We start from the raw sequence: 18,247 nt of genomic DNA on the forward strand, positions 1-18,247 counted from the left end.
TCTTCGTCCCATTACTTAGAATTAGCAAAAATGTTATCAATCATACACGTCCCGCAAACCTTACCTCTTCGACCATAACGCTTGCAGCCGATCTGCTATTTTCTGCTTGATACCTGGCAATGATTCCGCTAATTGCTTCGGTGTAATTACAAATACCAAGTCACACTTTATTAAGTTCTCAAGTTCATGGAGCTCATCCGAAGCTGATACAAGAATGACGTACGGGAAGCTTTGTTTCAATCGTTCACATACTTGCTCTAGAAGAAACCGTCCTTCTTCTCCTTCTATATAATGAAGTGCCGGGTAGGTTAATACGCGCCCCTTATAAGGAATCTCAAAACAATCCAACACATCCCTTAGCATTTCCAGCGCCTTAGTTGCCTCCCACGGCTGTTCACTTCCTGTCAAGCCGGTTACAGGCAGCAGGCAGGTGTCGACATAAGGACGAAGTTCCTCCCATGATGTACTTTCCACATCGCTAAATTTCATTGCTTTCGCCTCCACGTTCAATTAAGTCCTCAATCACCATAACACAAAAAAAAGACATATGAAGGATCTTCACATGCCTTTCAAAAAAATGTCATAATTTAGGCCTAGGTGCTTCGTCTTATTTGCCATGTGTATTGAGCGATTTCAGTTCTGTTGTGAGGGCTAGAAACGAAACTTCGTCTCCCTTTGCCAAAGCCAAATCAATCTCTCTGTACAAATACTGCTCCTTGTATTTGCGCAAGGCTTCATCGAGAACCATTTCCGCAAACAAGCTTAGCATCATATCATTGGAAACATTCATTTTGCCCATAGAACCTACCTCCAAACCGGTCTCGCATTTCAACTATTTTTACGCTTATGGCCTCGCTTGTTGTCGGTATTCACTACCTTTTTTCACATAACTCTCCATAGTTCGTCGCATACGTTGTAAATCCGACTCCTGCAACTCTCTTACTGCTTTTGCGGGTGATCCTAGTGAAAGGGTGTAGGAGGAGATTTGCTTATTCTCCGTTACTATTGAACCTGCCCCTACTAAAGCATATTCACCAACGTCAGCTCCGTTGAGTACAATAGCCCCCATACCGATTAATGTGCCTTTACCTATGCGGCATCCATGAATGATAGCACCATGTCCTACAGAGACTTCATCTTCAACAATCAATGGTTGATCTGTATTGACGTGACCGATGCACCCATCTTGGATGTTACTATTACGTCCAATTCGAATAGGAGCTAAATCTCCTCTTAGTACCGCATTGTACCAAATGCTAGCGCCCTCTTCGATCGTTACGTCTCCAATGATTTGAACTCCCGGCGCTATGAAAACAGACGGATGAATCTTTGGCGATATTCCATTGTAGCTATGCAGCATGTTCAATTCTCTCCCTTTGTTTTTTGATGTGGAGTGAGTTTAGCAATGATCTCCACCATTGTCAAACGGAAGGGTGATCTTATCCTCTTCACTTACATAGATACCTTGTACAACGCCGCTTCCTAGCTTAGACATTTGAATGACAGTTCCTTCCTCTTCAGTTTCACCTATGCGGATAAGCCCCATGTGCATCATCATTTGCAAAATCCTCTGCTCAAGAACGGAATCCGCTGAATCATAATAGAACGGACGAACCAAAGGTAGCAACGCTGTTTTTACAGAAGCCAAAGTAACCCATGGTTGTGCAAGCTTTTCGAGCCAAAATACAAGGGATTGTAGATTGGGGATCGCATTTTTGTATAAGCGAAGCCAGAACTTGTACAACTTCATTACGTCTTCCCTTTGCCCGAGATCGACTCTAGACTTACCCTTCTCACTTAACGCAAGTACCTGGTTGTGCTCTGTAATAAGCTCAGCATAGTAGCAGTAGTCATAAATGAGAGAGAATCGATTCGGATAGTCCTTGAAAAATCGTCCATAACCAAAGCGCCAAGCTGTTTTGCCCACAGGTTCTTCCTTTACGGAAAATCGGTCCAGAACCTGCTGGAGCTGTCTTTTGTACATCGTATTATCTGACGTCAAAACCGCTTCATTATGCTGAACAAAATGCAGGAAGTGATAGATGTCGTCAATGAGCAGCTTTTGTTCGTCACGATATACGACGGGTTCATTGGACATGATCAGCTGTTGTCGGAACTGCTTAGAAAGAGCATCGCTGAATCTTCGTTTAAGATCTGCTGGTACTTGGAATAAATAACGAGTGTTCTGGGAATAGCCGTTGAACAGCCAACCTCGTTGTTTAAATCGTGAAATCATATCCCTTGGATTCCACAATTCATTCTCTTCTTTAACAAATCGGCTTTGCTGCACTCTGGCAATAAGCTCTTCCAGACTGAAGGATCCTCGTGGATCGAATATTAGAGAATTCAAGAATCGTACGTCTTCAATGGAGAGATCGACAACCTGACGCTCAAATATTTCTCTTCGATTCACGGTCGATAAGATCGACTGGATAAGCTCATTTTTGGAGTGGCCGTTGCATTCACAGTTGTACGTATTAGCGATTCGGCTCAAGTCGTGAATATCCGCATAACTCAACATATCTGCTAAATTCATGGCACCGCACCTCCAAAATAGGCTTAGTACCATTATGGGAAGATGTTCCGGTTTTAAAACGCTATTTTCCGAGAAAAATTCATTTCATTTCCTTAATGTCCCCTAAAATTAGCTCACAGCTTCTCAACCACTCGTACAAGAACATCTTCCATCTGGCTATGCCCTACTAATGGAACCGGATAGCCGCGGTACAATTCCTCCTTCTTCCTGTATTAACCTAACAAAGACAAAAAAATAACGTTTTCTACTGAAAACGTTATCCGGATTAATCCTTTAAATTTGTACTTCATCAAGATGTATGGTGCAATTCAACAGTTTACAGTTCCAACCCTCTGGATTACCTTCTACAATCGTGAGGGAAGTGTTATTTAAGTGCTCTTCTATCGGTCTACCTAGCATCTTCTCGATGACAGGAGCAATATATCCTCCATGACTCACCAGAAGAATTCGTTTGCCATGATGCTCAGATATCAATTCTTCAACAAGGTTATGCCATCTCTTTAACAATGCCTCGTCACTCTCCATGCCCAGGTCAGCCTCTCTCCAGCCTTCACCCCAACGAGATAATCTTTCCTCCAGCGTCGTTCCCTCCACTTGTCCGAAGGAACGTTCCCTTAATCGGATGTCACTCCCTATCAACGGGGTTCCTGTAACCTGTGCTATCATCTGAGCCGTTTGCGATGCTCGAATTAGATCACTCGTTATAATGCCGTCCCAAGTTTCACTCTTCAATCTTTCAGCTAATCTTTTAGCTTGAATAACGCCTACTTCTGCCAATGCCGTGTCCATTTGTCCTTGCATTCTACCAGCTATATTCCATTCGGTAGTCCCATGACGAATAAATCCTAATGTGATCAACTGAGCTCACTCACTTTCTCTTTTATCTCTATAGATGAAAAATGCCCCTTTACGGGGCGAATTGCAATCGATCTAAGATTTCGTTCTAGATAACCAATTCATAATAAGAAGTGTGCAGGTTAATCCCAGTAACGATACAAAGATTAAGTAGTCCTTGAACGTATGAATCGGGCCCACCTGGTACATAAAGGGTTCGCTAAATCCCTTTAAGCTAGCAACCGCCGAAGGCATTGTATGTACGTTCATCGACTCTGATTTACTACCGGCTACAACGACAGGGTCTCCAATACGTCCGAATACCGAGGAACCGCCGGATGAAGCTACAGTTTCAGGTGCAGGCTGATGAGTAATCGAGTACACGAAAGAGAAAATAAATAATGCAAGGCAGAAAGCAATAACCGCCGTTATATTTCTACGAAATTTAAACGAAAAGGCATACATCCGATCCGCAACAGGAACTCTCCATGATTCGTCCTCATAAATACGGCTCATTACACTGCGAGAAATTGGCGTAGACATCTCTCTCAAGTCTTCAGGGTCAGCCATGGATTTGATTAATTCCGTACTCTCTCGCCATATTTCAAACTCATCCGCGCAGGAGCTGCAGTGCTTAATATGCTCATCTACACGTTGTCTTCTCAGGTCCTGCTCCGGCAAATCCCAATAAACACCCAGCAGCTCTTGTATATCTTCACATTTCATCATCGTTTCATCCCTTCATACTCCTCAAAAATCGGATCAAGAAAGTATGGTTCCAACTGGAGCTTCACACTGGCTCTGGCCCTGAACAATAAGGATTTAACCGAACTTACGGTTTGCCCAAGGATATTCGCAATTTCCTGATAATCCAATTGATCGTACTCGCGTAATATTAGAGCTGATCTTTGCTTCTCAGGCAAATTATTGATCGCTTCTCGAACCATCGTCACTTTCTCATTCCGAAGAACCGTCAATTCGGGCATCACATCCGACCCAGCATGAGGCTCATGTCCGCTTTGTTCCAAAGATACTTTATTATTTTTATTTTTACGCAGCTCGCTAAGCACCGTATTCCTAGCTATCGTATACAACCATGTGGAAAAAGTAGCTTCAACCTCGCGAAACGAGTTTAAGCTTCTGTACGCTTTATAAAAAGTCTCGTTGCATAGGTCTTCTGCGAACGACTCCATTTGAGCGCTTTTTAACATGTGATAGATAAAGGCCAGGATCTTACGTTCGTAGCGACGCATTAATTCATCATAAAGTTGGACGTTGCCGTCCTTGATCTCTCTGATCAACTGGGAATCGGTCATTTAGTACGACCCTCCTTGTGATTCCTAGCTTACTCCCAGTGATACTACTTGTTTTACTGTATTGGGAGTAAAAAGTTGCGGTATATTTTAAAAAATATTTAGGAATATCCATTATATCTTTATTTTATTCGGTAAACTTGGTCAAAAATCCTGCTTTATCGACAGCTTTCATACAACTTTCAGAATAACTTCCAAAAAAAGGTGTATATTCCCACTAACTATTCTATTACTTATACTAGAAAAAATGGTTACAAACATAAAAATAAAAAAAAGAACCACCTACATGAGGTGGCTGCACATAGTGCCATTATTCGGATAGGAGTGGAGAGAAACCATACTGTACTTTTATTATATGTATACGTTTTCAAAATGTCAACACTTTTTTGAAAACGTTTTATTTTTAGAAAAAAAAAGAAAACTATGCGTGAATCGCATAGTTTTCCTTCTTCAATAATTCAGTAGCTTTATCCATTTGGTATTCGTCACGGAAAGAAAGACGCAGAACTCCCGGAATATCCTCACGGCTTTCAATAATTTGAATATTACTTAAGTTAACCCGATGGCTGCCCAATAGAGTTGTAATTTGTCCAATGATTCCAGGGTGATCAGGTACATCTACATAGACTTCATAGACGGACGTCAGCACACCCTTTCTCCGCTCCGGTAGTGAAGAACGGAACTCATTAGCCCGACGAAACTGTTCTTCGATCCCGTCACGGTCGTTTTGCTTCAACAGCTCTATAAACCGTGCGATCTCTAAGTTCCAGTCCTCAAGCAGGTGTAGCATCACACCCCGATTGTCACTTAAAATATCGCGCCATACAATCGGCTCGCTTGAAGCTATTCGGGTAATGTCCCGGAATCCCCCTGCGGCCAAATTTTGATAATACTCATTCGTCTCATTATACCCGGCAATCTGATTAACCAATGCCACAGCGATAATATGAGGCAAATGACTGATGGCCCCCACTACTTCATCATGCAGCTTAGGGTTCAGCTTAACCAAGTGCGCCCGGGTCCAGTGAAGCAGCCCCGCAAGCCGATTATATACCTCATCAGGTATCGTTTCATCCGGAGTGAGGACATAGAATGCATTCTCATATAAATGTGAGGTTGCAGCCTCTGCTCCTGACTTCTCCTTGCCTGCCATCGGATGTCCTCCGATAAAGTACGCATTCTTCAGCTCTAGTGTAGAGGCAAAAGCTGAGATGGAAGCCTTAGTGCTCCCGACATCCGTTATAATGCAGCCAGGCTTTAGAGGAAGCTCTGCTATTTTAGCCAAGTACTGTTCTAAATTACCTACAGGCACACAAAGGAAAATAAAATCGGCATCCTGAACTGCCTCTTCCATAGAGGTGGTCGCATGATCAACCACTTGGCGTTTCAAATATCTTTCAACTGATTGTTCGCTTGGGGAATGACCCACAACCGTGAACCCCGGCTTGCCTTTAAAGCAAAGCCCCAAGGATCCGCCGATGAGCCCCACGCCAAAAATAGCAATTTTAGTCATGAACAGTTTCCTTCTTTGAATTTACTAACGGACACTAAAGCAGTGCAGTGTAACCGTATTACGCGTTAACAGCAACTTCTTCAAGCGTCTTTTGCAGTGCGCTGATAAACTTCTCATTTTGCTCTTGGCTTCCTACGGTAACACGAAGCATGGTAGGCATCCCCCAACCTGGATCGTGGCGAACAATAATACCTTTGCGAAGCATGGAGTCGAACACCTGACCTCCAGGACGTTCTACATCAACCATGATAAAGTTGCCGTGTGCAGGGTAGTAGTTCAGCTTCATTTGCTCAAATTGAGCTGATAAATATTTAATGCCAGTAGCATTGGCTTGACGGCAATCCTCAATAAACTGCTCATCAGCAAGAGCGGCCAAAGCTGCTTTCTGGGCAAAACCTGTTGTGTTGAACGGTTCACGAACTTGATTGATCGATTTGATCACATCTGGATGACCGATGCCATATCCGATACGAAGCGATGCCAATCCGTAAATTTTTGAGAACGTACGGAGACTAATGACATTTTTGTATTGTTTCACAAGCCCAATGCTATCAGGATATTCGCCGCTAACATTGTACTCGGCATAAGCTTCATCCAACACGATTAGCACATGAGGAGGGACGGCTTTAATAAAGTCAACCACCTCTTGGTGTGTGTGCATCGTTCCCGTTGGGTTGTTTGGATTGCAGAGCCAAATAATTTTGGTGCGTTCATTCACTTTGTCAAGCATTCCTTGAAGATCCTGGAATCCGTTGATGCAAGGCACTTCTACGCACACTGCCCCCTCAATTTCCGCGTTATGCTTATATTGTGGGAAAGTAGGAGTTGCCATGATCGTTTCGTCCCCTGGAACAAAGAAAGCACGAGCCAGCATCAGAATGATTTCATCGGAGCCCGCTCCAAAAATCACTTGATTCGTTTCCACGCCAAAATACTCAGCTACCGCCTTCGTCAAGTCTACAGCGCCGCCGTCCGGATAGATACTTGTTTGCTCTAGAAGCGACATAATCGCTTCTTTCACTTTCGGAGAAGAACCGAATGGATTCTCGTTGGATGCCAATTTAATGACTTCCGTCAAGCCCAGCTCACGTTTTACTTCTTCCATAGGCTTGCCCGGTTTATAGACCGGCAAGTGGACAATGTTTTTCTTAGGTTGCACTTAGGGTCACCTCGTTCAAAATTAAAGTTCTAATTATGGCAAGTGCGTGTTCCATAAGAACACGCTCTCTATTAGTTTCCTATTAATTTTCTCACAAATTCATGAATTTGCAATAGTGCTTGTGAACGCGTCACATCCTGTTCAAATAAAGGAAGCACTTCCTCCACTTGACGGACCAATGCGCTGCCTACAACGATACCATCACAAGTCTCTGCAAATCTAGCAAATTGTTCGTGCGTAGAGACGCCGAACCCGATAGCAATAGGCAAGGAAGTGGATTCCTTCACCGTATTCAAGAACTCGTCAATGCCACTGTGAAACTCGGTTCTTGTACCCGTAACGCCCAATGACGATACACAATACACGAAGCCTGAAGCACGAGACACGATTCGTTTGATCCGATCGTTGGACGTAGGTGCAACCAAAGGAATTAAGTGAATACCGTGCTCATCACAAAGCTTGCGAATCTCTGCATCTTCTTCCATCGGCAAGTCAGGGATAATAAGTCCACTAATATCACTTTCTTGAAGTATAGAAAAAATCCGATCCAAACCGAATTGCAGTACTGGATTATAGTAAGTAAATAAGATAAATGGCAGCTCGCAGCCTTCATTGCGAGCTTGTCTTGCCACATCCATAACGTCTTTAATGGATACCTGATGCCTCTTCAATGCCCGCATAGAGGAGCGTTGAATCACAGGGCCGTCGGCCAAAGGGTCGGAGTAAGGTACTCCAAGTTCTACCATGCTGGCACCGGATTGCTCCAATTGCTTAATAATATCGACAGACGTCTTCAGATCCGGATCTCCAATCGATAAAAAAGGAATAAAGGCCGGCTGTTTTTTTTCTTTTAGCTCAACGAACTTACGATCAATGCGATTCATGAACAGCACCTCCCAAATAGCCCATAATCGCCTCTACGTCTTTATCACCGCGCCCGGACAAGCTAACGACAATGATCTCATCTTTGCCCATGGTTGGAGCAACCTTCATTGCTTGTGCGATCGCATGAGCACTTTCAAGGGCAGGTATAATCCCTTCTGTCCGGCTGAGCAACTGTAGAGCATCCAGAGCTTCTTTATCAGTAATTGGGAAGTATTCAGCACGTTTTGAATCTTTCAAATAAGCATGCTCTGGCCCGATACCCGGGTAATCCAGACCTGCAGAAATCGAATGCGCTTCTTGGACTTGTCCGTATTGATCCTGCAGCAAATAGCTCATGGAACCTTGGAATACGCCGTGGCTTCCCATGGTCATCGTTGCCGCATGCTCCTTCGTATCAATACCGCGTCCAGCTGCTTCAGCACCAATTAAACGTACGCCTTCATCCTGCACAAACGGATAGAATATGCCAATTGCGTTGCTTCCTCCGCCGACTGCCGCGATAACAGCATCTGGAAGTTTGCCTTCAAGCTCCAAAATTTGCTTACGGGATTCATCCCCGATAATGCGTTGAAAATCACGAACCATCATCGGATAAGGATGAGGACCAGTTGCTGAGCCTAGAATATAGAACGTGTCTTCAACATGGCTAACCCAGTAACGAAGCGTTTCGTTACAAGCGTCTTTTAGCGTACGAGTACCTGATGATACTGGTACGACTTCCGTACCAAGAAGGTTCATGCGGAACACGTTGAGCTGCTGACGCTTCATGTCCTCTTCGCCCATGAACACCTTGCATTCATATCCAAGGAGCGCAGCAACTGTTGCTGTCGCTACACCATGCTGGCCTGCCCCAGTCTCAGCGATCAGCTTCTTCTTGCCCATCCATTTAGCCAACAAACCTTGTCCCAATGAATTGTTAATCTTATGCGCGCCGGTATGGTTCAAATCTTCACGCTTCAAGTATACTTTGGCTCCACCTAAATGGGCAGACAAACGCTCTGCATAATAAAGCGAAGTCGGTCTTCCAGAATACCTATGAAGTAAATACTTCAGTTCTTGCTGAAATTTGTCTTCCTTCACATATTTCTTATAGGCATCTTCCAATTCAATCAATGCGTTCATCAAAGTTTCAGGAACATAGCGGCCCCCGAACTTACCGAACCGACCTTGGTCATCTGGTACGTTATACACGATGCTTCACCCTTTCGACAAAGCTGCTTATTTTTGCGATATCCTTAATGCCTTCCGTTTCTACACTGCTGGACACATCCACGCCATCGGGCTCATAGGCATCCAACAGTTCCCCTACATTATCCACTTGAAGTCCCCCAGCGACAAGCAGAGGAATTCCCGCAGCACGACTCCACGCTTGATAAGGCGGAATCGTTTCCCAAGAAAAGGTTTTCCCGGACCCGCCGCCATATACAGGATCAAATGTATCCAACAAAATGGCATCCACTACATCCTTGTAGGGATCTAATTGTAATGCGATGGCTTCGGGTAAGCCGTGTGCCTCATCTTGAGACTCCTCCTGCTTCGTCTGTGTCACCGAAACCACTCTCCAAAGCTGAACCCCTGGGAATGCAGTTTTAATCCAACGGCACTCTTCTGGAGTCTCGTGTCCATGCAGCTGCAATACATCAAGCGGTGCATCTTTGAGGACAGCGGTCAGCTCTTCCCGAGACGGGTTAACTAAAACTCCAACAGTTAATGGAGCAGCATTTCCCGCTGTTTTCCAGTCCCTAATAACACGAATCAACTCGCCCGCCTGCTGCGGTGTTACCTGACGCTTGCTTTTGGCAAATACAAAACCAATGTGATCGATAGGAAGGTGCAGAATGGATTGTACCGTTTCAGCATCCTTCAAACCGCATATCTTTACGCTGGTCATAGCTGACTTACCCCTTTACCGCAAGAGTTCCCATTAAATCTTGAACCGCTTGTTCAACAATCGGTTGACGCATGAAGTGTTCTCCGATAAGAACTGCTTTTGCTCCTATCGACTGCAAATAATCAATTTCTGAAGGCTGGGAAATCCCGCTTTCACTTACGATAGTAACCTCTTTAGGTATATAGGAGATCAACTCTTCCGTTGTCTTAAGATCAGTAACGAATGTTTTCAGATTGCGGTTATTGATCCCGATCAACGTTGCATCCAATGTCAAGACACGATCCAGCTCTTCTTTGTCATGTACTTCTACCAACACATCAAGACCGATGCTTTTCGCAACTTCCGAAAATTGTTTTAACTGTTCCGTAGTTAAGATAGCTGCAATTAACAGTATAGCATCTGCACCAATACAACGGGCTTCATAAATTTGATGAAGATCGATTGTAAAATCTTTTCGGAGCAGTGGAAGCTGAACCGACTGTCTTACTTGACTCAAATAATCATTTGCGCCTTGAAAATAATCTACATCGGTTAACACCGATAGGCAATCAGCCCCTGCTCTCTCATAGGCTTGAGCCAGCTGTACAGGCTCAAAATCATCACGAATTAGCCCTTTGGAGGGGGAAGCCTTCTTTACTTCAGCAATGAGCCCCATAGGGCGTTTACGACCCTTAGATAATGCTTGTTCAAAACCAAGACAAGGAGGCAGCGTCGCAATACGCTGCTCCATCTGGGCTATGGTCATAGTTTGCTTCAAAGCTGCAACTTCTTGCACTTTGGTTGCTACAATTTTATCAAGAAACATGTCTGATTTCTCCCGTGAATTGGACTAGTTCTTGCAATTTATTCAAGGCTTGTCGCGAATCGATCACATGCGCGGCGTACTTAACACCTTCTTGCAGCGTAGCACATTTGCCTGTCACATAGAAGCATGCACCGGCATTAGCAAGTACGATGTCGCGGCAAGCTCCGGTTTCACCATGGAATACGTTGCGGATGATTTCGGCATTCACTACTGCATCTCCACCAACTACTTCTTTAATGTTGTAGCTTCTTAAACCGAGTAAATCCGGTGTTACCTCATAAGTAACTATTTCTTCATCCTTTAACTCCGTTACTTGCGTAGCATCAGAGATACTAATTTCATCCAATCCGTCCAAACTGGCAACCACCAAAGAGCGCTTTACACCCAATGCGCGCATGACATGAGCCATTGTCTCTGTTTTTCCGCGGTCGAAAATACCTAACACTTGGCGGTCAGCACCAGCTGGATTCGTTAATGGCCCCAGCAGATTAAATACCGTACGGAAGCCCAGTTCTTTTCGAGGAAGCGCTGCGTGCTTCATGGATTGATGGTACTTCTGTGCGAACATAAAGCAGATGCCTACTTGCTCCAAACATTTTGCCGCAAAGTCTTGATCGAGATCAATATTCACACCCAATGCTTCCAGTACGTCTGCGCTTCCGCTTTTACTGGACATCGCACGATTGCCATGCTTGGCTACGCGTATTCCACCCGCAGCAGCAACGATTGCTGCTGTAGTTGAAATATTGAACGTATCAGCGCCATCCCCACCGGTGCCACAAGTATCGAGCAATTGATTCCGTTCGGTTTGCACAAGATTGGCCTTCATCCGCATGGCTTCAGCAAAACCGGTAATTTCCTCAATCGTCTCACCCTTCATCCGAAGCGAGGTGAGAAACCCTCCGATTTGTGCCGGAGTGGCCAAACCATCCATAATATCTGACATAACGTCTCTTGCTTCTGCGCGAGTCAGATGCTGAGCACCGATAATTTGTTGTATAGCTTGTTGAACCGTAACCTTTTTTTCCATGTAAACTGCCTCCCCATGATTTCATTAGCAGCCGACAATGAGCCCTAAGCCGCAGCGGCTGATAGAGTTATTGATTAATAATAGTCGTGGTTAATAACCGAGTGCGCATACGATTTTTGGGAGAAAACAACCTCCGCTGTACGAATGGATTTAAGCATCCCTTTGGCTTTGTTCACGGTCTCTTGGTACTCGCTTTCAGCAACGGAATCCCAAACGATACCCGCTCCAGCCTGAACGTAAGCTTTACCGTTTTTGAAAATAATCGTACGAATCGTGATGCAAGTGTCCATATTGCCGGAAAAGCCCAAATATCCTATGGCTCCGGCATAAGCGCCTCTCGCTTCATTTTCCACTTCTGCAATAATCTCCATCGCTCTTAGCTTAGGAGCTCCGGATACGGTTCCCGCGGGTAAACAAGAAATAAAAGCATCGAAGAAATCTTTATCCTTCGCGATCTTTCCAGTTACATTCGATACAATGTGCATAACGTGAGAATAGCGCTCTACCTGCATGAGAGTGTCGCAGTGTACGCTTCCGAACTCGGATACACGTCCGATATCGTTGCGTCCCAAATCAACCAGCATCAAGTGCTCGGCACGTTCCTTCTCATCTGCAAGCAGCTCGATTTCGTAGGCTTGGTCCTGCTCCGGCGTTGTTCCGCGCGGACGGGTTCCTGCGATAGGTCGTGTTTCCACCTTCTCATCTTCCACGCGAACCAGCAGTTCAGGAGAAGTACCTACGATGACCTCGTCATCCATTTTGAGACAGTACATGTAAGGTGAAGGATTCATTGTTCTCAAAATGCGATATACATGAAGTGGAGAAACGTCGGTCTCAATCTCAAACCGCTGTGAAAGTACCACTTGGAATATGTCTCCTGCCCGGATATATTCCTTAGCCTTCTCAACGTTGTCAATAAACTGTTCTTTCGTCAGGTTTGACTTCAGATCACCAAGTTCCACATCATCCGGAATTTGTTGTTGAGCCATTGACAGTACGGGCAGCGGGCGCTTCAAACGTTCGATCGTCTCATCGATTTTAGCGCAAGTTTTTTCATATTCAGCAACAATCTCCGCATCCGAACCATGCTGGGGTACATGAACATTAGCGATGACTTTGATCTGCTGCTTGAAATGATCGAACACGATCACTTGGTCACAAAACATAAACTGGATATCATTCATTTGCAAATCGTCAACTCGATGTGCAGGCAGTTTTTCATAGTATTGCAGTAAATCATATCCGAAAAATCCTACTGCACCGCCGGTAAACCGAGGTAATTCAGGAAGTGATGGACTCGAGTAAGCTCTTAGATATCCTTTTAATACATCAATAGGCTTTTCCGTCGAATGCTTCGTTTCCTTATGTCCTTCAATCTTCGTTACACCATTTTTTGCAGTAATCATAAGGAAAGGATCCGTCCCGATAAAAGAATATCGAGCCCATTTGACTCCGCCCTCTACACTTTCGAGCAGAAACGCGCGTTTTTCTTGATAAAATTGTTGAAATACGCGAATCGGTGTTTCTGTATCCGCCATTAGTGAACGGACGACAGGGATCAAATTATACTGCTTGGATAAACGGATAACTTCCTTAGCTTCTGGTGTATACATCCTTATCTCTCCTCTTCTCAACTCAAAATCAACTAAAGTCTATTAAAAACAAAAAAACCTCTACGTCAAAGTAGAGGTGGTCTTCGCAGATGATCATAACCGTAGTCCTGTGCCCTAAAAAGGCAACATTAAATAAGTGCAGTACAATGCACGGGACTAAGTATTACACTCGGCTCTTCTCAACTCTGCTCTCACTAAACTCGTCTCTACTCTTCTCACTGATCTTACAAATCACTACTGTAACTATACTATGCTCATTATGCTTTTGTCAATTTCGATAAATCAGGGCGAAGGCGCATAGCTTCTTTCAGGTATACATGGATGATTTCATCCTGCTTTTTCTCTGTATTAGCCATGACCATCAAACGAATACATTTTGGCAAGCTACCTTCAACAGGCACTTCCAAAGAGCACATCAAGGGAACAAGCTCCCAACCAGGATACTGACGAATAGCAACCGCTGGAAATGTCGTAGTCAAATCGTTGGTTACCGTTACAAACACACAAGCGATTTCCTCAGGGAGTATTCCGTTCTCTTGAATAATTTGATGCAGCAGTTCTCTAGTAGCTGTCAATACTTCATTCTTTTCATCATGTTCAACTGTAGTCGCACCGCGAATTCCCCGAACCAACATGGATTAAGCCTCCTGTTTCAATTGCTCTACGACTTCTCTTACTGCAGCCGCAGACACTGATTTATTGATCTCGACCTTACCGATCTCAGTAGGAATGATAAAGACCATCGTTCCTTCTTGAAATTTTTTATCATGCATCATAGCATTCATAATCTCATCTGTATCCAAATGCTCTGGGAGACGAGTCGGAAGCCCGAATTTTTGTAAAATACGTTTGGTCACTGTATAGATGTGCTCTGGATTACCCATCTTAACCGCAAGCTTTGCTGCTCCTACCATACCGATGGAAATGGCTTCTCCATGATGGAGCTCATTATAGCTTGCAACGGCTTCAAGTGCATGTCCGATTGTATGACCTAGATTGAGAATAGCCCGAAGACCGTTTTCCGTCTCATCTCTGGATACGACGTAGGATTTCACTTTGCAGCCCTCGTACAAGCCGTACTGCAGTGCCTCTTGGTCCAAGGAGACCAGCTTCTCGCTATTGTCTTCCAGCCAAGCCGTGAAGCCCGCATCCCAAATGAGACCATGCTTAATCATTTCCGACAAACCTTCTCTTACATCACGATCCGGTAAAGTCTTGAGTGTGGCCGTATCATAGATAACCATTTCAGGTTGATGGAATGCGCCAATAATGTTCTTTGCCAGCGGATGGTTGACGGCAACCTTCCCACCGACACTGCTGTCGTGAGCCAGTATTGTTGTAGGAATTTGTACGAAGCGCACACCGCGCATATAGCTTGCAGCTACGAATCCCGCAAGATCGCCAACAACTCCTCCGCCCAGGGCGATAACGGTCGACTTGCGGTCCAAGCCTGCTTCTAAAGCCGTTTGCACGACTTCTTCCAAAACCCTCAGGGACTTGGACTTTTCTCCAGCCGCTACAATATGGTTAGCAACCGTGTAGCCCGCTTCTTGAATCTTACTTACAACACTATCGAGATGAAACTTGGCCACATTCGTATCCGTAACGAGCAGCAGAGGAGAAACTTTACTGATTTGATGCTTGGTAAAAAAATGGCCTACTTGCTCCAATATCCCTTCCCCGATATAAATCGGGTACGAACGTTCCCCTAAGTCAACCGTAAGCTCCTTCACCGGTTCCACGCCCCACTTCTAATAACTTTTTACTTGCGCCAAAAAGCTATTGTAGTTATTACGAATCTCTTCAAGCGAGTCTCCGCCGAATTTATCCAAGAATGCGTTGGCAACTTCCCAAGCGACAATGTTCTCCATGATGACGCCCGCGGCTGCAACAGCACAAGTATCTGAGCGCTCCACCTGTGCAGTAAACGCTTCTTTGGTATCAATATCAACGCTTTGCAATGCTTTGTAAAGTGTCGAAATCGGCTTCATAACGCCACGAACTACGATAGGTTCACCCGTTGTCATACCACCTTCGAAGCCGCCTGCGCGGTTGGATGCACGATAAAAGCCATGCTCTTCATTATACATGATCTCGTCATGGACTTTGGACCCTCTTAGTTTAGCAGCCTCGAATCCGATACCGATTTCACAACCTTTGAAGGCTTGAATCGACAACACAGCTTGCGCGATGCGTCCATCCAACTTACGATCCCATTGAACGTGGCTTCCCAAGCCTACAGGTACACCCTCAATCACACATTCCACGATACCACCGAGCGTATCGCCTTCCTCTTTAGCCGCGTCAATAGCAGCGATCATAAGAGCTTCTGCCTCTTTGTCAACTACACGCAATGGCGATTCTTCCGTTATGCGAATCAACTCATCGATCGGTAGCTCTTGACGGTTTACTTCTACTTCACCGATTCTGATGACTTGGCTCGCTACTTTAATCCCGAATGCGGACAACAGCTGACGAGCAACAGCGCCTGTAGCAACACGCATCGTAGTTTCTCTAGCACTCGAACGCTCCAGAATATTGCGCAGATCCTTCTGGTTATATTTCAATCCGCCGTTCAAATCCGCATGACCAGGACGAGGACGATTAACACGGCGTTTCGTTTCGTCGTTTCCTTCGATAGGCTCAATATTCATAACAGAGGTCCAATGCTTCCAGTCGTTGTTTTCAACCACTAAAGCGATAGGTGCTCCTGTAGTTTTGCCATGTCTTACACCACCGACGATGTTGGCGGTATCCTTCTCAATTTGCATGCGACGTCCGCGTCCGTAACCCTTTTGACGTCGAGCCAGCTGAAAATTCACCTCTTCAAAGTCTATGGTCACATTGCTTGGAAATCCTTCAATAATCGCAGTAAGCTGCGGGCCATGGGTTTCCCCTGCCGTTAAATATCTCACACTCGTTTTCCCCTTTCATCCTATACCCCAAAAAAGCACCATAGTACCATTCAGCACGCTTTAGCGCTTTTATGTACTCCATTCATGTGCTAATTATAGTATAGGTGTCACCGTTTGACAAGAAAACGGCGTCAAAACGCCATATATCGCGTGCTTGGCATGTTCTGTATACATAAAAAGAAGCACTGCAGCAGCTTGTAAGCTGTGACAGTGCCTCCTTGACCATCTTAGACTCTAATAACTAAGGTAAAAGCCTAGCCGTTAACCGGCTGCCTTTTTAACGGGCTTGGCATCTCGTTTAGCTCAGGATCATCCACCATGCCCATGACCTGCAAAGAATCAATACCCAGGATTTGAGCGCATTCCTGCATGGTAATAAATCCTCTTCGGTATGCCATGATTACTTTTCTTTTGTCCATCGGGTCCCTCCTGCAAGTAGTTGTCCATGTTTCTCAGTATTGGAAGGGATGGAAAAAGATATACATCAGCCACAAGGTTTACCCCTTTTTCCGATAAAAAAACGTTTCTGCCGATTCCAGCTCATATTGGCCTGGAGAAAAAATTTGTTCCGTACTGCCGACGAACAAAATACCGCCAGGCTTCAGAGCATTTGCGAATTTTTGGTACAATAAGTGCTTGGCTTCCTCGGTAAAATAGATCATAACATTACGGCATATAATCAGATCGAACTGCGTATCGAACGTATCAATCAATAAATTTTGCTTTTGATAACGGATTTCACGCTTGAGCTCTTCCGATACGGAAAACGTTAAATTTTCCTGTTTATAATATTTTTTCAAATAGTGACTTGGAACATCTCGGATCGATCGATCCGAGTAGATCCCTTTTTTTGCTTTGGCCAACGCCCCATCATCGATGTCCGTTGCCAATAAATGTGCATCCTTCAATGCATTTAATTCAGCTAAAATCATCGCCAACGTATACGGCTCCTCGCCGGTCGAGCATGCAGCGCTCCAGCATTTTAGCTTGCGGCTTTTGCGCAGCATGTCCGGAAGGAAGGTTTTCTCAAGTACTTCCCATCGGTTCGGATTTCGCCAAAACTCCGAGACGTTTATCGTCATCCGGTCCAGGAACTCGTAAAAGAGTTCTTTATCCTTTGTCATCGCCTCAAAGAATGAAGCGAAGGTATTGTAGCCTTTTTTCGTTCTTAAGGTCGTCAAACGCCGCTTCATCTGGGCTTCTTTATACTGCGACAAATCTATGGATGTATAATCTTTAACCTTTTTTATAAATAAAAGAAAATCTTGATCCTCCATGCCGCTATCCCCATCCTAGATCCACTGTTGTATCACTTTGGTGTAATTCACCAATTCCTGATCTCCAAAGAAATTTGCAATTTCTCTCTTAGCGCTCTCTGGGGAATCAGAACCATGAATCAAATTATAGTTCGTATGTACCGCGTAGTCACTCCGAATCGTTCCAGGAGCCGCATCCAGCGCACTGGTCTTGCCAATCATAGCTCTGGACAAGGCAACGACTTGATCACCCTCCCACACCATGGCAAATACAGGACCAGATGTTATGAAGGTAACCAATCTATCATAAAAATCTTTACCCTTATGCTCTTCGTAATGAAGCTCCGCCAGGTCTACAGAAACTTGCATCAGCTTCGCACCTACCAATTGAAATCCCTTTTGTTCAAAACGTTTTACAATTTCTCCAATAAGTCCGCGTTGAATGCCATCAGGCTTTACCATCAAAAAGGTACGTTCCATCATCAAATTCCTCCTTT

21 protein-coding genes are annotated in these 18,247 nt (G+C 44.7%); all 21 read right to left on the minus strand.

What is annotated here, in order from left to right; translation table 11 throughout:
- Positions 1-60 precede the first annotated feature (60 nt).
- A complete protein-coding gene (locus BP97_RS0108100; RefSeq protein ID WP_028548646.1) occupies positions 61-489 on the minus strand; it encodes a DUF2487 family protein in 429 nt (142 codons plus the stop codon).
- A 118-nt stretch (positions 490-607) separates the two neighbouring features.
- Entirely contained in the window at positions 608-799 is a 192-nt protein-coding gene (locus BP97_RS0108105; protein WP_028548647.1) for an IDEAL domain-containing protein, read from the minus strand.
- 45 nt (positions 800-844) lie between these two features.
- Positions 845-1,360 (minus strand): gamma carbonic anhydrase family protein, encoded by a 516-nt coding sequence (locus BP97_RS0108110; RefSeq protein ID WP_028548648.1) that lies wholly within the window; start codon positions 1,358-1,360, stop codon positions 845-847.
- Positions 1,361-1,399: 39 nt separating this feature from the next.
- The gene (locus BP97_RS0108115) at positions 1,400-2,536 is read right to left on the minus strand and encodes a hypothetical protein (protein WP_028548649.1); all 1,137 of its coding nucleotides are present in this window, start codon (positions 2,534-2,536) and stop codon (positions 1,400-1,402) included.
- Positions 2,537-2,809: 273 nt separating this feature from the next.
- Positions 2,810-3,394, minus strand: a complete 585-nt coding sequence (locus BP97_RS0108120) for a histidine phosphatase family protein (protein ID WP_028548650.1) — start codon at positions 3,392-3,394, stop codon at positions 2,810-2,812.
- Between the two features lie 72 nt (positions 3,395-3,466).
- Positions 3,467-4,099, minus strand: coding sequence for an anti-sigma factor family protein (locus BP97_RS0108125; RefSeq protein WP_231506249.1), 633 nt, complete (start codon positions 4,097-4,099; stop codon positions 3,467-3,469).
- Positions 4,096-4,686, minus strand: a complete 591-nt coding sequence (locus BP97_RS0108130; protein ID WP_028548652.1) for an RNA polymerase sigma factor — start codon at positions 4,684-4,686, stop codon at positions 4,096-4,098. Before BP97_RS0108130 ends, BP97_RS0108125 begins: the two co-directional genes overlap by 4 nt.
- A gap of 418 nt (positions 4,687-5,104) precedes the next feature.
- Complete coding sequence (locus BP97_RS0108135; protein ID WP_028548653.1) at positions 5,105-6,196, minus strand: prephenate dehydrogenase; 1,092 nt, start codon at positions 6,194-6,196, stop codon at positions 5,105-5,107.
- Positions 6,197-6,254: 58 nt separating this feature from the next.
- Complete coding sequence (hisC, locus tag BP97_RS0108140) at positions 6,255-7,355, minus strand: histidinol-phosphate transaminase (RefSeq protein ID WP_028548654.1); 1,101 nt, start codon at positions 7,353-7,355, stop codon at positions 6,255-6,257.
- 71 nt (positions 7,356-7,426) lie between these two features.
- On the minus strand, positions 7,427-8,239 hold the full coding sequence (gene trpA / locus BP97_RS0108145) for a tryptophan synthase subunit alpha (RefSeq protein WP_028548655.1): 813 nt from the start codon (positions 8,237-8,239) through the stop codon (positions 7,427-7,429).
- Positions 8,226-9,431, minus strand: a complete 1,206-nt coding sequence (gene trpB, locus BP97_RS0108150) for a tryptophan synthase subunit beta (protein WP_028548656.1) — start codon at positions 9,429-9,431, stop codon at positions 8,226-8,228. Before trpB ends, trpA begins: the two co-directional genes overlap by 14 nt.
- Positions 9,424-10,131, minus strand: a complete 708-nt coding sequence (locus tag BP97_RS0108155) for a phosphoribosylanthranilate isomerase (protein WP_028548657.1) — start codon at positions 10,129-10,131, stop codon at positions 9,424-9,426. The genes trpB and BP97_RS0108155 overlap by 8 nt, the downstream gene beginning before the upstream one ends.
- Positions 10,132-10,138: 7 nt before the next feature.
- On the minus strand, positions 10,139-10,936 hold the full coding sequence (gene trpC / locus BP97_RS0108160; RefSeq protein ID WP_028548658.1) for an indole-3-glycerol phosphate synthase TrpC: 798 nt from the start codon (positions 10,934-10,936) through the stop codon (positions 10,139-10,141).
- The gene (trpD, locus tag BP97_RS0108165; RefSeq protein WP_028548659.1) at positions 10,926-11,966 is read right to left on the minus strand and encodes an anthranilate phosphoribosyltransferase; all 1,041 of its coding nucleotides are present in this window, start codon (positions 11,964-11,966) and stop codon (positions 10,926-10,928) included. Before trpD ends, trpC begins: the two co-directional genes overlap by 11 nt.
- Positions 11,967-12,040: 74 nt before the next feature.
- Positions 12,041-13,579, minus strand: coding sequence for an anthranilate synthase component I (gene trpE, locus BP97_RS0108170; RefSeq protein ID WP_028548660.1), 1,539 nt, complete (start codon positions 13,577-13,579; stop codon positions 12,041-12,043).
- Positions 13,580-13,836: 257 nt separating this feature from the next.
- Complete coding sequence (gene aroH, locus BP97_RS0108175; RefSeq protein WP_028548661.1) at positions 13,837-14,214, minus strand: chorismate mutase; 378 nt, start codon at positions 14,212-14,214, stop codon at positions 13,837-13,839.
- Between the two features lie 3 nt (positions 14,215-14,217).
- Positions 14,218-15,312: a 3-dehydroquinate synthase gene (gene aroB, locus BP97_RS0108180; protein ID WP_028548662.1), complete on the minus strand. Its 1,095-nt coding sequence runs from the start codon at positions 15,310-15,312 to the stop codon at positions 14,218-14,220.
- Between the two features lie 18 nt (positions 15,313-15,330).
- Positions 15,331-16,494, minus strand: coding sequence for a chorismate synthase (aroC, locus tag BP97_RS0108185; RefSeq protein ID WP_028548663.1), 1,164 nt, complete (start codon positions 16,492-16,494; stop codon positions 15,331-15,333).
- A 254-nt stretch (positions 16,495-16,748) separates the two neighbouring features.
- Positions 16,749-16,913 carry a hypothetical protein gene (locus BP97_RS40650; RefSeq protein ID WP_197035428.1) on the minus strand — a complete coding sequence of 55 codons (165 nt, stop codon included), beginning with the start codon at positions 16,911-16,913 and terminating at the stop codon, positions 16,749-16,751.
- A gap of 78 nt (positions 16,914-16,991) precedes the next feature.
- Positions 16,992-17,771, minus strand: a complete 780-nt coding sequence (locus tag BP97_RS0108195; protein WP_028548664.1) for a CheR family methyltransferase — start codon at positions 17,769-17,771, stop codon at positions 16,992-16,994.
- A gap of 15 nt (positions 17,772-17,786) precedes the next feature.
- Positions 17,787-18,230 carry a nucleoside-diphosphate kinase gene (ndk, locus tag BP97_RS0108200; RefSeq protein ID WP_028548665.1) on the minus strand — a complete coding sequence of 148 codons (444 nt, stop codon included), beginning with the start codon at positions 18,228-18,230 and terminating at the stop codon, positions 17,787-17,789.
- Between the last annotated feature and the right edge of the window lie 17 nt (positions 18,231-18,247).

The sequence above is a fragment of the Paenibacillus sp. UNC451MF genome (assembly GCF_000686845.1).
In the GTDB taxonomy this organism is placed as follows: Bacteria; Bacillota; Bacilli; order Paenibacillales; family NBRC-103111; genus Paenibacillus_S.

What these genes read in the sequence shown, in the direction of transcription:
- BP97_RS0108115 (WP_028548649.1), bottom strand. Translation starts at nt 2,536, where the DNA reads ATGAATTTAGCAGATATGTTGAGTTATGCGGATATTCACGACTTGAGC.
- BP97_RS0108125 (WP_231506249.1), bottom strand. Translation starts at nt 4,099, where the DNA reads ATGATGAAATGTGAAGATATACAAGAGCTGCTGGGTGTTTATTGGGAT.
- trpA (WP_028548655.1), bottom strand. Translation starts at nt 8,239, where the DNA reads ATGAATCGCATTGATCGTAAGTTCGTTGAGCTAAAAGAAAAAAAACAG.
- BP97_RS40650 (WP_197035428.1), bottom strand. Translation starts at nt 16,913, where the DNA reads ATGGACAAAAGAAAAGTAATCATGGCATACCGAAGAGGATTTATTACC.
- BP97_RS0108130 (WP_028548652.1), bottom strand. Translation starts at nt 4,686, where the DNA reads ATGACCGATTCCCAGTTGATCAGAGAGATCAAGGACGGCAACGTCCAA.
- ndk (WP_028548665.1), bottom strand. Translation starts at nt 18,230, where the DNA reads ATGGAACGTACCTTTTTGATGGTAAAGCCTGATGGCATTCAACGCGGA.
- aroH (WP_028548661.1), bottom strand. Translation starts at nt 14,214, where the DNA reads ATGTTGGTTCGGGGAATTCGCGGTGCGACTACAGTTGAACATGATGAA.
- BP97_RS0108135 (WP_028548653.1), bottom strand. Translation starts at nt 6,196, where the DNA reads ATGACTAAAATTGCTATTTTTGGCGTGGGGCTCATCGGCGGATCCTTG.
- trpD (WP_028548659.1), bottom strand. Translation starts at nt 11,966, where the DNA reads ATGGAAAAAAAGGTTACGGTTCAACAAGCTATACAACAAATTATCGGT.
- trpC (WP_028548658.1), bottom strand. Translation starts at nt 10,936, where the DNA reads ATGTTTCTTGATAAAATTGTAGCAACCAAAGTGCAAGAAGTTGCAGCT.
- BP97_RS0108195 (WP_028548664.1), bottom strand. Translation starts at nt 17,771, where the DNA reads ATGGAGGATCAAGATTTTCTTTTATTTATAAAAAAGGTTAAAGATTAT.
- BP97_RS0108100 (WP_028548646.1), bottom strand. Translation starts at nt 489, where the DNA reads ATGAAATTTAGCGATGTGGAAAGTACATCATGGGAGGAACTTCGTCCT.
- BP97_RS0108105 (WP_028548647.1), bottom strand. Translation starts at nt 799, where the DNA reads ATGGGCAAAATGAATGTTTCCAATGATATGATGCTAAGCTTGTTTGCG.
- BP97_RS0108155 (WP_028548657.1), bottom strand. Translation starts at nt 10,131, where the DNA reads ATGACCAGCGTAAAGATATGCGGTTTGAAGGATGCTGAAACGGTACAA.
- BP97_RS0108110 (WP_028548648.1), bottom strand. Translation starts at nt 1,360, where the DNA reads ATGCTGCATAGCTACAATGGAATATCGCCAAAGATTCATCCGTCTGTT.
- trpE (WP_028548660.1), bottom strand. Translation starts at nt 13,579, where the DNA reads ATGTATACACCAGAAGCTAAGGAAGTTATCCGTTTATCCAAGCAGTAT.